We start from the raw sequence: 13,313 nt of genomic DNA on the forward strand, positions 1-13,313 counted from the left end.
TTCTTACGAATCTATAACGGTGCGAGGTTCATCAGATAGCCACTAATGGCTGACCGTCGCCACTGGCAGCCAGAGCTGGAATTCCGCTCCCTTCGCCGTTCCATTCTGTGCTGCCAACCGACCTTGCTGCAGCTCGGCCATGCGCTGGGCAATGGCCAGGCCAAGACCCGCGTGCCCGGTGCGCGAGGAACCGGAAGCCTGGTAGAAAGGCTCGAACAGGTGGTCGATATCCTCTGGGGCAATGCCTGGCCCTGCGTCAGCCACCGTAACCCGGGCCGAACTGCCAGTGTCGTGAATACCAAGCGTGACATCACTGTCCTCTGAGGAATGGGCAATGGCATTACTGATCAGGTTGTCCAGAATGCGCTCGGTCATGGCAATGTCTGCACGCACCATTACCGGCGCCGCGACGGCAATGCGCAATCCGACACTGGCACGCTCTGCCTCGGGCTGGTGTTTCTGAACAACGTCATGCACCAGCTCGGCAATCATGAAGGGTTCGGGTGACGGTTGTTTCTCGCGAGCCTCCAGCGCGGCCAGCTCAAACAGTTCATCCAACAGTCGCCCAAGGCGGTGAGTCTCGGCCAGCGCCACGTCCAGGAAGCGCCTGCGCTCGGTCAGACTGAGAGACTCCTGCTTGATTTTCAAGGCTTCCAGGTAGCCCTGGATTGAGGCAAGAGGCGTGCGCAGGTCATGGGACACCTGGGCAACCAGTTGGCGCCGCTGGTGGTCTTTATCTTTGAGTAGCTCCAACTGGGCCTCAATACGACAGGCCATCTGATCAAACCGGGCGCCCAGGTAATCGATGTCATCCCCTTGCGACAAGGTCCGTTCATTACCGACTGCCGCCGGGGCGTCACCAGCTTCAAAACGTTCCACCCTGTCCGTCAGCCGCGATAGTCTGCGGGTCAACAGATGGAAGAACAGCAGTCCTGCCAACAAGCCGACAAAAAGGCTGACAGCCAGGGCCCCCGCGCCCATCTGCAATAGCCGGTCACTGTGGACCATGCTCTCGGCCATATCGTATTCCTCGCCCCGCAACACCACATACAGGTACCCGGTGGGGTTCGCCTCGGAGGGCACAGGCGTGACCGAAAACACCTTACGCCGGTCATGGCTCCGGGGATCGTCTCCCGGTAGCGGGAACGCAGCTGGATCCGCAAGCAACGTTCTGATGGGCTCAAGTGAGACCCGGTTGCGTTTGATCTTGTCCGGATCCGCAGAGTAGGAAAGGATGCGCCCCTCACGATCCAGCAGGTAGATCTCAATACTGGGGTTGATGGTCATGTACAGTTCGAAAAGCTGCTTCAGGGCATCCCGGTTCAGCCGGCCATCGGTCACCAGGTTACGGTCGGATACCAGATTTCGGGCGAGGTCCCGGTTGAGTTCCTGGTTAACGGCAGCGGTGTATTCCCGCACCGAATACAGGCTGAGTACGGTGAAGAGCGCGCCCACGATCACCAGCAGCAGGAACAGACCCAGCGCCAGCCGGGCATAGAGGGTTCGAAACAACGACAGCGCCATGGGTCAGTCCATAAACCGGTAGCCCACACCCCACACAGTCTGAACATAGCGGGGCTCGGCCGGGTCCGCCTCAATCTTGTTGCGGAGCCGGTTGATGTGAGTGTTCACGGTGTGTTCGTAGCCTTCGTGGTTGTAGCCCCAGACCGAATCCAGCAACTGGGCCCGGCTGAAGACGCGACCGCGATGGCGGGCGAAGTGCCAGAGCAGGTCAAATTCCCGGGCGGTCAGATCCACTTCGCGTTCATCAACAAACACCCGGCGCCGAACCGGGTCTATCCGCAATCCGTCCACTTCCAGCAGGCCGGCCTCTGCCTCCGTTTCCTCACGGGCAGACAAGGCATCCACCCGGCGGAACAGGGCCTTGATGCGGGCGGCCAGTTCCGCCACGCTGAACGGCTTGGTAAGGTAGTCGTCGGCACCCATTTCCAGTCCCAGCACCCGATCCAGCTCGGTGCTCTTGGCGGTCAGCATCAGTACCGGAACATAGCCCGGGCTGGACCGGATCTCGCGACAGACCGCAAGACCGTCCATGCCCGGAAGCATCAGATCCAGGATCACAAGATCCACGCCATCCTGGCGAAAACGCTCAAGGCCGCTGTCCCCGCGATCGATAAGAATCGCCTGCATTCCCAGGTCGGTGACCTGCATACGCACCAGCTCGCCTATCCCGGGATTGTCCTCAATGATCAGTACGGTTCGTGTCATGGGTTCCTGGCTCTGATCCCGTGTCTGGCACCAACGATTCTGTGGTGTCTACTGCATGCTGTCCTTGTCGTCCATGGTGTCATCGTCCATGGACATGTCGGCTTTCTTCATGGTGTCCTTCTTCATCTCGTCCATGCCCTTGGCATCCATGGATTCGTCTTTCATACCGTGCCCCATGTCGTCGGCCATGTCATCCTTTTCCATGCCATGGTCGGACATTCCCGGTTCCATAGTGTCGTCCTTCATCATGCCACCCTCGTCCTTCATGTCGGCTGCGGCGGCAAACATCGGCGCCAGACTCAGACTGGCGATGGCAAGCATTCGGGTCAGGTTTTTCATTGTGATCTCTCCGTGTTGTTCGTTAGGGTTGCGCCGGCACTGCACGCCGACAACACAGCCAGCATGGCAGCATGGGCTAACGGACGGATCACGACCCGGTAAAGAGTGTATAGCGGAAATATCACAAAACCATCACGCCCGCGCGGGGAGCAGCGGGCGCATCCGGGCTGGCGCCCGGCCGGTACTAGGCCAGAAAACCGGTGAGCCGTTCCCGGACGATGGCCCGGGCATCTGCCATGATCCGGCTGATCAGCTCCTCACAACTGGGGATATCGTGAATCAGGCCAGCCACCATGCCGCAACTCCAGGCAGCCTCGTCCATCTTGCCCTCCTGCAACACCAGCCGGCCTTTGACGCCAGTCACCAGGTGCCGGATATCATCAATGGTCTCGGCCTCGCCCCTCTCCCGTTCAATCCGGACAATTTCCTCCACCGCAGCGTTGTTCATAACGCGCTCGGTATTGCGCAGGTTACGCATGATCAACCGGGTCTGGAGTTCATCGGCTTCCAGAATCGCCTGTTTTACATTGTCGTGAATCGGCGCGTCTTTGGTCGCCAGGAAGCGGGTCCCCATATTCATACCCTCGGCACCGAGGGCCATGGCTGCCACCAGGCTCCGGCCATCGGCCATGCCACCGGAGGCAACAAACGGAATGGTCAATTCTTCCGCCGCCCGGGGCAGCAGGATAAAATTGGGGATATCGTCCTCCCCCGGATGGCCGCCGCACTCAAAACCATCCACACTGGCGGCATCACAGCCAATCTTTTCAGCTTTCAGGGCATGACGGACCGAGGTGCATTTGTGGATCACCTTGATGCCTGCAGCCTTGAGCTGGGGCATATACTGCTCCGGACTCCGGCCTGCGGTTTCCACCGCTTTCACCCCGCCTTCTATAATCGCGTCGATATACTCCGGATAAGGCGGTGCCTTGAACGAGGGCAGGAACGTGAGATTGACGCCGAAAGGCTGATCCGTCATGTCATGACAGCGGGCAATTTCCCGGGCCAGATCTTCCGGTGTCGGCTGGGTCAGACCGGTAATAATGCCAAGCCCACCGGCATTGGAAACAGCAGATGCCAGCTCGGCATAGCCCACATGGTGCATGCCACCCTGAATGATCGGGTAGCGGATGCCAAACAATTCAGTAATTCTGGTCTTCATAGCGGCTTGCCTTTTTTGTCGTTAGAATGAATTCAAACTCCGGCATGAGGTTTCAGTGGCAGAAAAAACAACAACCAGAGCGACGCCGGCCGATGCGTTCAAGCGGGCCCGGCGCATGTGGCTCAAGGGGGAGCGTATTCATCTGGCGTCCCTTTCTGACGAACTCAATATCGGTCGTGCGACGCTGTTTCGCTGGGTTGGCAACAAGGATCTCCTGCTGGGCGAAGTGCTCTGGTCACTTTATGAGCCAGTTCGACTGGAGGCCCTGTCGACCGTACCGGGGCACGGCGTGGACTTTATTGTCGGTGTGTATCGGCAGATCAACTCCACCATTCTGCATTTCGCGCCCTTGCGCCGGTTCATTCATGAGGATCCGGAATACGCCCTGAAAATCCTGACGTCATCCCAGTCTAGCCTGCACAGTCGCACAGTCGAAGCCAACACCCGCACCCTCAGGGAACAGGCTGCCTCAGGCTACATCAACCCGCCCATGAACATTGATAGCCTGTCCTACTTCATGGTTCGGCTGGCAGAATCCTGCCTTTACAGCGACATTATCGGCGGTCGCGAACCCCGGGACGAAGAACTGGAAGACGCCTGCACGGCTGTCCGAATCCTGCTTGGCGGCAAGGCCTGAAACCCGGGGCAGGCCTCTGGGGTGGGGCACCTTTTCTGCCGGGAAAAAGATGTCTGAGCGCAGCGAGTTGTTTTTCCCATAAGAAAAGGTGCCCCACCCCAGGGGCCGGTTCACCCTGAGTCCTCAGAGCTGCAGCGAGCGAACCTCGAGAAACTCTTCCAGACCCCACTTGCCAAATTCCCGGCCAATGCCTGAATGACCGAAGCCGCCAAACGGCGCCAATGGGTTGAATGCACCACCATTGACGAACACCTGACCGGTGCGAAGTTTGCTGGCGATCTTTTTCGCCTTGTCCGGATCGGCAGACCAGACGGCACCTGAAAGGCCATACTGCGTTCCGTTGGCGATCCGGATGGCTTCTTTCTCGTCGCTGTAAGGAATGATGCTAAGCACCGGACCGAAGATTTCTTCCTGGGCAATGCGGCTGTCCGGCTTGACGTTGCCAAACACAGTCGCCCGGACGAAGTAGCCTTTTTCACAGCCCTCGGGCGCTTCCGGCCCACCCGCAACCAGGGTGGCACCTTCTTCGATACCCAGTTTGATGTAATCAACAACCCGGTCGCGCTGCTGGGCCGACGCCAGCGGACCGAGGCGGGTGGTTTCTTCCAACGGATTGCCCGGTGTCATTTTGGCAACGGCCGCGGCCGCCAGCTCGCAGGCTTCATCGTGCCTGTCGGCTGGCACCAGCATACGGGTCAGTGCTGTGCAGGTCTGTCCGGAATTCAACAGGCAGTTGTTGATGGTGCCCTTTACCGCAGCACCCAGGTCGGCGTCCGGCAGAATAACCGAGGCGGACTTGCCGCCCATTTCAAGCGCAATACGCTTGAAATCATCCGCCGCAGCGTGCGCGATGAGATGGCCGGTACGGGTGGAGCCAGTAAATGACACCATGCGCACGTCGGGGTGCTTGATCAGGGTGTCACCGGCGGTATGGCCGGGGCCACACACCAGGTTGAAAACACCCTTCGGCAGATCGGTGCCATCGAGAATTTCAGCCAGTATGTAGGCACTCTGGGGCGCAATTTCCGAAGGTTTCAGAACGACCGTACATCCGGCAGCAATGGCTGGAACAATCTTCAAAATGACCTGGTGCAGGGGGTAGTTCCAGGGGGTGATACAGCCGACCACGCCCACCGGCGCATACTGCACCTCCGAGTTCCCGGACTGCTCGGTAAACGGGAAGTCCGGCAGCATTTTGAGGTAGGTTTTGGTGATCGTCGCCGGCAGTCCGGCCTGGATACCAGTGGCAAGCTTGATGGGCATGCCCACTTCCCGGCAGATGGTCTCGGCAATTTCACCGCCACGCTCCTTCAGGCCGGCATGCAGCTGCTCAAGCACTTTGATGCGCTGCTCCAGTGAACTCTCGGACCAGGTGTCAAAAGCCCTGTCCGCTGCCGCGATGGCTTGCTCCATTTCTTCCCGGCCAGCGGAAGGAACCCTGGCGATCACCTCACCGGTGCCGGCTTCGTGTACGTCAATGGTGTCGCCGTGCCAGTCGATCCATTGCCCGTTAATGTAGTTCTTGCTGAGAATATTCATTCTGTTTCTCCTGCCTCAATCAAACACAATCACGCCTCGGGCGTTCTTGCCTGCCACCATATCATCGAAGGCCTGGGCGGCGTCTTCAATCGGGTAGGTGCGAGTGATGAGTTCGTCCAGTTTGAGTTTTCCGGCTTTGTAGAGCCCGAGAATGCGGGGGAAATCGTGCTGCGGGCGGGCAGAACCCAGCCAGCTTCCCTTAAGAGTCCGCTCATCCGCCGGGAGGGTGAGTGTCGTCAAAGACGTTTTGTCCTTCGGATCCGCCACCCCGACAACCACTGCGGTGCCGCCACGGCCCAGGCACTTATAGGCCTGTTCCACCACCGGACCGGCACCCACACATTCGAACGCGTAATCCACGCCACCGGTAAGCTTTTTCACCGCCTTGGCCGCATCGTCCACATCATTGATGTTTACGGTATGGGTAGCGCCAAATTCTTTCGCCATCTCCAGTTTCTTTTCGTTGCTGTCCACCGCCACGATCATTTCTGCCCCGGCCGTGGCGCAGCCCTGAATAGCGTTCAGACCAACCCCGCCAATGCCAAAGACCGCCGCCCGAGATCCGGGTTCCAGTTTGGCTGTATTGAAAACCGCGCCAACGCCGGTCATCACCGCGCAACTCACCAGGGCCGCGTTTTGCATCGGCACCGTCTTATCAACCTTCACGCAGTTGTCCACATGCAGGGTGGCGTACTCCGCCATCACGCCACAGGCACCAAAGACGTTCAGCGGCTCACCCTTGGCATCCCGGGTTCGTACGGAGCCATCCGGCAGGGTAAACATGGCCTTACGAGCGTTCTCACACAATACCGGGCGGCCACGAACACATTGGCGGCACTTGCCGCACATGGAGATAAAGGAGCTGACGACGTGGTCACCCTCCTGGAAACCGGTAACGCCTTCGCCGACTTCAATCACCACACCGGCCGCTTCGTGACCCAGGACCAGGGGAGGCGGGTACTGAATCTTGCCAGTGGTTGCGGAAAGGTCGCTGTGGCAAACCCCGCACGCTGCAATCTTGATTGTGATCTCACCGCGCCTGGGGCCTTCTACGGTAATGGTCTCAACCTGAACGGGCTGCCCCCATTCACGGCAAATCACGGCTTTGGCTTTTCTGTCCATTCTTGTTGTACTCCCGTGTTTTTCAGAACTGTTCGTCGACCATGTCCAGTGCCGTAGTGTCGACAGCCTTCAACAGTTCGCTGGTACTGATCACACCCGGCAATTCATAGCGTGCAAAGTAATCGCAGGCTTTCAGCTTGCCTTCATAGAATTGTGCAGACTGCCCGCCCTTTCCATTCAGGCCATCAACAGCTTTCAGGCCCTGTCTTAGCCACAGCCAGCCAACAACCGTTTGGCCGAGGGCATCCAGGTACAAGCTGGCATTGGCCAGGGCTTTTTCGGCGTTGCCGCTGGCCTTCTCCGCATTAAGGGTATCCGTGACTGTCGCCATTGCCCGAATCGCCTGCTCCAGCCGGCCGGCGGATTCAGCGAGCCTGTCGTGTTCGCGGGCCTCGCCAATGGTGGTGTCGATTCGATGCATCAACGCCTGAAAGAACTGGCCATCTGCCATGGACACCTTGCGCCCCAGCAGATCGAGACCCTGGATACCGTGGGTGCCTTCATGAATCGGGTTGAGCCGGTTATCCCGGTAGAACTGTTCAACCGGGTATTCCCGGGTATAGCCATAGCCACCATGAACCTGAATCGCGAGGCTGTTGGCTTCAAGGCAATACCGGGACGGCCAGGACTTGATAATCGGAGTCAACAGATCCAGAAGACCTGCCGCCATTTTTCGCGCCTCTTCACTGGCGGCGTGTTTTTTTTCATCAACCAGCATTGCACCCTGAAGACATAAGGCGAGACCGCCCTCCACGTAGGCTTTCTGGGCCAGCAACATCCTGCGGATATCAGCGTGGCGGATCAGCGGCACCTGAGGCGTATTCGGATCCTTTTCCCCAATCGGGCGGCCTTGCCGTCGTTCACGGGCATAGTCCAGAGCATGGAGGTAACCGGTATAGCCGAGCATGACAGAGCCCAGCCCAACGCCAATACGAGCTTCGTTCATCATGTGGAACATAGCGGCCAGGCCGTTATTTGGCTCACCGACCAGATAGCCGACGGCACCGTCCTTCTCACCAAAATTGAGCATGGTCGACGTTGTGCCCCGGTAACCCATCTTGTGGATCAGCCCCGCCAGCGCCAAATCGTTCCGCTCACCGAGACTGCCATCCTCATTAACGAGGATCTTGGGGACGAGGAACAGGGATATACCTTTCACCCCCGGAGGCGCATCGGGCAGGCGCCCGAGGACCATATGAATGATGTTGTCGCTGAGTTCGTGATCGCCACCGGAGATGTAGATTTTGTTACCAAACAGACGATAGCTGCCGTCGGCCCGGGGTTGGGCACGGGTACGCAAGTCCCCCAGGGAGGACCCTGCATGGGGTTCGGTCAGGCACATGGTGCCGAAGAACCGGCCCGCCATCATGGGTTCGGCGTAGCGCTCTTGCTGCTCCTCCGAACCCTGCACCATAATCAGGTTCGCCGCAGCGATGGTGAGCCCGGCATAACCCTGAGTACCCACATTGGCACCCTTGAGCAAACCGACACACATCTGCGCCACGGCCGCTGGCAGCTGCATGCCGCCACGCTCGTAATCCTGGCTCGCGGCCATCAGCCCGGTGTCCTTCAGGACATCAAGCGCTCGTTTTACTTCCGGGCGCATGGTAACCCGGCCATTCTCGAATCGGGGCTCTTCTTCATCCACCAGCCTGGCGTGGGTCGCGAACTCCTCCGCTGCCACTTTCAGAGCCAGATCAAGCGCCGCCTGCAGGGTTTCGCGGCTGTGGTCGGAATAGCGACCAAACCTCAGCGTCTGCTCCACGTCATGGAGTTCATAAAGCTGGAAAGCCAGATCCTCAGGATTAATGATTCTCTGCTGCATAGCGGCGCTCGCTGGTTTTATTGCTGTTTTAAGAGTTTGGTGAACGAGGCTTAAACCACCTCAAAAAGACCCGCAGCACCCTGGCCACCACCAATGCACATGGTCACGACCACGTACTTGGCACCGCGGCGCTTGCCTTCGATCAGAGCGTGGCCAGTCAGGCGTGAGCCTGTGACACCATAGGGGTGACCGACCGCAATGGAGCCGCCGTTCACATTCAGTTTATCCATGGGAATACCAAGGCGATCACGGCAATAGACTACCTGGGATGCAAAGGCTTCATTCAGCTCCCACAGGTCAATGTCGTCCATTTTCAGGCCCGTACGCTCCAGCAGACGCGGGATTGCGAAGACCGGCCCGATGCCCATTTCGTCGGGTTCACAACCGGCAACCGCAAAGCCACGGAAGATACCCATGGGCTCGATGTTGTGCTTTTCCGCGTAGGTGCTGTTCATCACAGTACACACGGAAGCGCCATCCGACAGCTGACTGGCGTTACCCGCGGTCACAAACTGGTCCTCTCCACGCACCGGATTCAAGCCCTGAAGACCTTCGAGCGTCGTATTCGGGCGATTGCATTCGTCGCGGTTCAAGGTCACGTCCTTCTGGCTGACCTCACCGGTTTCCTTGTCTTTGACCAGCATAGTCGCATCGAACGGCACGATCTCGTCGTCAAACTTGCCCGCCTGCTGAGCCGCTGCCGTACGCTGCTGGGAAATCAACGCATACTCGTCCTGGGACTCACGACTGACGCCGTAGCGACTGGCTACAATATCGGCGGTCTCGATCATCGAGAGATACAGCTCCGGCTTGTTCTTCATCAGCCAGTCATTGGTGGCATGAAAGCTGTTGAGCTTGTCGTTCTGCACCAGGGAAATGGACTCCACGCCCCCGGCCACCATGGCGGGCACCTTCTCGGACACTACTCGCTGGGCCGCAATGGCAATGGACTGCAGGCCAGAGCTGCAGAACCGGTTGATGGACAAACCCGCAGTGGTCACCGGAAGGCCGGCACGAATAGCCGCAAGGCGCGCCATGTTCTTGCCCTGGGCACCTTCCTGGAAGGTAGCGCCGAGGATCACGTCCTCAACGATATTCGGATCAATACCGGCGCGCTCAACCGCATGCCTGATCACATGACCGGCAAGATCCACGCTGTGGGTGTTATTCAGGGCGCCCCGGTAAGATTTACCAAGGCCTGTACGAGCGGTGGAAACAATAACTGCATCTGACATAAAAGTTGCCTCGAAAATAATGAGTAATTAGAGCTTTCCGAAGGTCTTGCCTTCTGCAACCAGCTTCTTCAGCAGAGCCGAAGGCTTCCACTGCTCTCCACCGATATCGTCGTGGTATTTCTCCACGGCATTCAGGATGGTGTCGAGACCGATCTGGTCTGCCCAGAACATGGGGCCACCACGGTATGCCGGGAAGCCGTAGCCATAGATCCAGACAATGTCGATATCCAGCGCACGATCGGCTATGCCTTCTTCCAGAATCTTGGCACCTTCGTTGATCATCACATACATGCAGCGCTCGAGGATTTCCTGATCGGTAATCTCACGCGGGGTGATGCCCTGCTCCTCACGGAAGTCGGCAATCAGTTGGTCTACTTCCGGGTCCGGAATGGGCTTGCGGCTGCCTTCCTCATATTTATAGACACCCGCCATGGTCTTCTGGCCCAGGCGATTCTGCTCTGCCAGCTTGTCCATCCAGCTCGGCGCCACATCTTCACCGGCATTACGGCGCTCTTCGCGAATGCGGTAACCCACATCAATACCCGCAAGATCCGACATGGCAAACTGCCCCATCGGGTAGCCCAGATCGGTCAGTACCTTGTCCACCTGCTGCGGAGTCGCACCTTCGTTAACCAGTGACATGGCTTCAGCACCACGCTTGTGCAGCATACGATTGCCCACAAAGCCGTGACAGTTACCAACCATGACCCCCACTTTGCGGATCTTCTTGGCCACCGCCATGACGGTCGCTTTCACTTCATCAGAAGTGTGGGTCCCGCGAACGTTTTCCAGGAGCTTCATCACATTCGCCGGGCTGAAGAAGTGCATGCCCACCACGTCTTCCGGGCGCTTGGTGGCAGACGCGATTTCGTCGATATCCAGCGTTGAAGTGTTGGAGGCGAGAATGGCACCGGGCTTACAGACACCGTCAAGCTTGGCAAAGATCTCCTTCTTGATGGCCATGTTCTCAAACACGGCTTCTATGACCAGATCAACATCCCGGAAAGCATCGTAGGTCAGGCTGCCATTGATCAGCGCCATCCGCTCTTCCACCTGCTGCTGGGTGATACGTCCTTTCTTCGCCGAGTTCTCGTAATTCTTGCGGATAATGCCCAGACCCTTGTCCAGAGCTTCCTGTTTCACTTCCACGATGGTGGCGGGGATACCGGCATTGGCAAAGTTCATGGCAATACCGCCGCCCATGGTGCCGGCACCGATAACGCCCACACTTTTCACATCACGCACCGGTGTGTCTTTGGACAGCCCTTTGACCTTGGAAACTTCACGCTCGGCAAAGAAAGCATGAACAAGGCCTGCACGTTGCGGCGATTCCATACACTCCATAAACAGCTCGCGTTCCCGTTTCATGCCTTCATCAAACGGCAGATTGAAAGCAGCTTCGACCGCGTCTACGCACTTGAACGGTGAAAACAGGCCTCGGGCCTTCTTCTCCAGGCCGGCCCGGAACTGGCTGAAAACATCACTGCCCTTTTCCGCTTCAATCTTGTCAGTCACGTCACGAACCCGACGTACGGGCTTGCCCTCATCCGCAATCTTCTGCGCGAAAACCAGCCCAGCGGCGCGGGCGTCACCACCCTCGTCGACCGCATCCACGATGCCAAGCGCCAGCGCGTCTTTGGCACCAACAAACTCACCCGAAGTAATCATTTCCAGAGCTTTCTGTGCTCCGGTAAGACGCGGCAGGCGCTGGGTTCCGCCAGCACCGGGCAACAGGCCAAGCTTCACTTCCGGCAGGCCAACTTTAGCGCTGCTCAAGGCAACCCGATAGTGACAACCCAGTGCTGTTTCCAGGCCGCCACCAAGAGCAGTTCCGTGAATCGCTGCAATAACGGGCTTTTCGCTGTCCTCAAAATGCCTAACAACAGCAGGGAGCCCGGGCTCCTGCATTGGCTTGCCAAATTCCCGGATATCAGCGCCGGCAATAAAGGTACGGCCTTCGCAAACCAGCAGCAGAACTTTCGCTTCCGAATCCAGCTGGCCCTGTTCGAGCGCAGCTACCAGACCGGAGCGAACCGAATGACTGAGGGCATTGACCGGCGGATAATCCACAGTGATCACGCCAATGTTGCCTTCCCGGTTATAAGTTACGACCTCAGACATAATTTCTCCTCGCCTTATATGAAATGTAGTTTTAACAAGCGAAACATGGGAACGATTTAATACAAGTTTTTCTCAGGTTTCAACCATCGATTAAACACCGCGCATAAAAAAACCGCGGAGTTCCCTCTGCGGTTTTGGGCGTGCATGCGGCTTTGGATAAACTGCGGAAGAACTTTTCTTGCTTCCTTTACCCTTACATCAAGCTGCAAAATCCGTCAGCGCATCAAACCCCCAGGGATTCAATATCACTCGCCAGCATGGCCAGCTGGTGGGCAATGGATTCGCGGAGCTTTTCACCAGACACCAGGTAGGAAGGCGCGGCACAGGTCAGCGCCATAATGGTGCCATCCTGCAGGTGAATGGGCACACCGGCGGAATTGATGTTTCTGTCCCACTCACCCAGGGAAAGACAGAACCCGTGCTTCTGGTAATCTTCCATGGCACGTTCAAGACCCTCTTTTTTCTCCGGCCAGCCCTCCGGGCCGTACTTCCTCGCCATGGCGTCTTCAATGACTTTCCGACCTTTCTCCGCGATGGAGCAATAATAAGCGCGACCAGCCGACGTGGTTGCCATTGGAAGCTTCAGGCCAATATCCATGCGCAAAAGAGACGCTTCGGGCGGAAGCCGGTTCTCCACATAGATCATATGCAGACGATCCCTGCAGGTCAGCCCTACTGACATATTGGTCTGGCGCGCAAACTCATCCATGTAGGGCTTGGCCAGCTGACGCACCTTGAGGTTGGAAACATACGCATAACCCAGCGCCAGTACACCGGAGCTTAGCTGATATTTTTCCAGCTGGGTGTTGTAGCTGAGGTAACCCAGCTTTGTCAGGGTATAGGTCATCCGTGAAACAGTCGGCTTTGGAAGACCTGTAATCCTCGCAATATCCTGGTTACCCAAAATCACCGAACCCTGACTGAAAGCACGCAGCACGTCGAGGCCCCGGGAAAGGGCTTCCACAAACTTGCGATCCTTTTCCGGCTTTACCGGTTCGCCGTCACCAGACGCAGCCATCAACTCCGGTGAAGTGGTAATTGCTTTTGACATATAATGGCGTCCTCCAACAGCGTCGCCGAATCCGGTATCAGGGATATAAGTCC

At 57.8% G+C, this 13,313-nt stretch carries 11 protein-coding genes; 1 reads left to right on the top strand and 10 read right to left on the bottom strand.

The annotated features are described in order from the left end of the window. Window positions 1-42 precede the first annotated feature (42 nt). The 4 genes from BKP64_RS14185 to BKP64_RS14200 all read right to left on the bottom strand — a co-directional run bounded on the left by BKP64_RS14185 (window position 43) and on the right by BKP64_RS14200 (window position 3,730). Complete coding sequence (locus BKP64_RS14185; protein WP_070971421.1) at window positions 43-1,524, bottom strand: sensor histidine kinase; 1,482 nt, start codon at window positions 1,522-1,524, stop codon at window positions 43-45. A gap of 3 nt (window positions 1,525-1,527) precedes the next feature. Beyond that, the gene (locus tag BKP64_RS14190; RefSeq protein WP_070971425.1) at window positions 1,528-2,229 is read right to left on the bottom strand and encodes a response regulator transcription factor; all 702 of its coding nucleotides are present in this window, start codon (window positions 2,227-2,229) and stop codon (window positions 1,528-1,530) included. A gap of 48 nt (window positions 2,230-2,277) precedes the next feature. Next, on the bottom strand, window positions 2,278-2,568 hold the full coding sequence (locus tag BKP64_RS14195; protein ID WP_070971428.1) for a hypothetical protein: 291 nt from the start codon (window positions 2,566-2,568) through the stop codon (window positions 2,278-2,280). A gap of 184 nt (window positions 2,569-2,752) precedes the next feature. Beyond that, a complete protein-coding gene (locus BKP64_RS14200) occupies window positions 2,753-3,730 on the bottom strand; it encodes an NAD(P)H-dependent flavin oxidoreductase (protein ID WP_070971431.1) in 978 nt (325 codons plus the stop codon). A gap of 55 nt (window positions 3,731-3,785) precedes the next feature. On the opposite strand from BKP64_RS14200, the gene BKP64_RS14205 reads away from it, so the two are divergent. Beyond that, window positions 3,786-4,367 (top strand): QsdR family transcriptional regulator, encoded by a 582-nt coding sequence (locus BKP64_RS14205; protein WP_070971434.1) that lies wholly within the window; start codon window positions 3,786-3,788, stop codon window positions 4,365-4,367. 123 nt (window positions 4,368-4,490) lie between these two features. Here the strand turns inward: BKP64_RS14205 and BKP64_RS14210 are convergent, their stop codons facing one another. The 6 genes from BKP64_RS14210 to BKP64_RS14235 form a co-directional block, all read right to left on the bottom strand. Next, window positions 4,491-5,906 carry an aldehyde dehydrogenase family protein gene (locus BKP64_RS14210; RefSeq protein WP_070971437.1) on the bottom strand — a complete coding sequence of 472 codons (1,416 nt, stop codon included), beginning with the start codon at window positions 5,904-5,906 and terminating at the stop codon, window positions 4,491-4,493. A 15-nt stretch (window positions 5,907-5,921) separates the two neighbouring features. After that, window positions 5,922-7,028 (bottom strand): zinc-binding dehydrogenase, encoded by a 1,107-nt coding sequence (locus BKP64_RS14215; RefSeq protein WP_070971439.1) that lies wholly within the window; start codon window positions 7,026-7,028, stop codon window positions 5,922-5,924. A gap of 22 nt (window positions 7,029-7,050) precedes the next feature. Next, window positions 7,051-8,853: an acyl-CoA dehydrogenase gene (locus BKP64_RS14220; RefSeq protein ID WP_070971447.1), complete on the bottom strand. Its 1,803-nt coding sequence runs from the start codon at window positions 8,851-8,853 to the stop codon at window positions 7,051-7,053. A 50-nt stretch (window positions 8,854-8,903) separates the two neighbouring features. Further along, window positions 8,904-10,088, bottom strand: coding sequence for an acetyl-CoA C-acyltransferase (locus BKP64_RS14225; RefSeq protein WP_070971449.1), 1,185 nt, complete (start codon window positions 10,086-10,088; stop codon window positions 8,904-8,906). Window positions 10,089-10,115: 27 nt separating this feature from the next. Then, window positions 10,116-12,209: a 3-hydroxyacyl-CoA dehydrogenase NAD-binding domain-containing protein gene (locus BKP64_RS14230; RefSeq protein WP_070971453.1), complete on the bottom strand. Its 2,094-nt coding sequence runs from the start codon at window positions 12,207-12,209 to the stop codon at window positions 10,116-10,118. A 223-nt stretch (window positions 12,210-12,432) separates the two neighbouring features. Continuing rightward, window positions 12,433-13,260 carry an IclR family transcriptional regulator gene (locus BKP64_RS14235; RefSeq protein ID WP_070971456.1) on the bottom strand — a complete coding sequence of 276 codons (828 nt, stop codon included), beginning with the start codon at window positions 13,258-13,260 and terminating at the stop codon, window positions 12,433-12,435. Window positions 13,261-13,313: the final 53 nt, after the last annotated feature.

The sequence above is a fragment of the Marinobacter salinus genome, from assembly GCF_001854125.1.
In the GTDB taxonomy this organism is placed as follows: Bacteria; Pseudomonadota; Gammaproteobacteria; order Pseudomonadales; family Oleiphilaceae; genus Marinobacter; species Marinobacter salinus.

Excerpts from the sequence above, each read along its gene's own strand:
- BKP64_RS14195 (WP_070971428.1), bottom strand. The coding sequence starts at position 2,568 with ATGAAAAACCTGACCCGAATGCTTGCCATCGCCAGTCTGAGTCTGGCG.
- BKP64_RS14225 (WP_070971449.1), bottom strand. The coding sequence starts at position 10,088 with ATGTCAGATGCAGTTATTGTTTCCACCGCTCGTACAGGCCTTGGTAAA.
- BKP64_RS14215 (WP_070971439.1), bottom strand. The coding sequence starts at position 7,028 with ATGGACAGAAAAGCCAAAGCCGTGATTTGCCGTGAATGGGGGCAGCCC.
- BKP64_RS14185 (WP_070971421.1), bottom strand. The coding sequence starts at position 1,524 with ATGGCGCTGTCGTTGTTTCGAACCCTCTATGCCCGGCTGGCGCTGGGT.
- BKP64_RS14230 (WP_070971453.1), bottom strand. The coding sequence starts at position 12,209 with ATGTCTGAGGTCGTAACTTATAACCGGGAAGGCAACATTGGCGTGATC.
- BKP64_RS14200 (WP_070971431.1), bottom strand. The coding sequence starts at position 3,730 with ATGAAGACCAGAATTACTGAATTGTTTGGCATCCGCTACCCGATCATT.
- BKP64_RS14210 (WP_070971437.1), bottom strand. The coding sequence starts at position 5,906 with ATGAATATTCTCAGCAAGAACTACATTAACGGGCAATGGATCGACTGG.
- BKP64_RS14190 (WP_070971425.1), bottom strand. The coding sequence starts at position 2,229 with ATGACACGAACCGTACTGATCATTGAGGACAATCCCGGGATAGGCGAG.
- BKP64_RS14235 (WP_070971456.1), bottom strand. The coding sequence starts at position 13,260 with ATGTCAAAAGCAATTACCACTTCACCGGAGTTGATGGCTGCGTCTGGT.
- BKP64_RS14220 (WP_070971447.1), bottom strand. The coding sequence starts at position 8,853 with ATGCAGCAGAGAATCATTAATCCTGAGGATCTGGCTTTCCAGCTTTAT.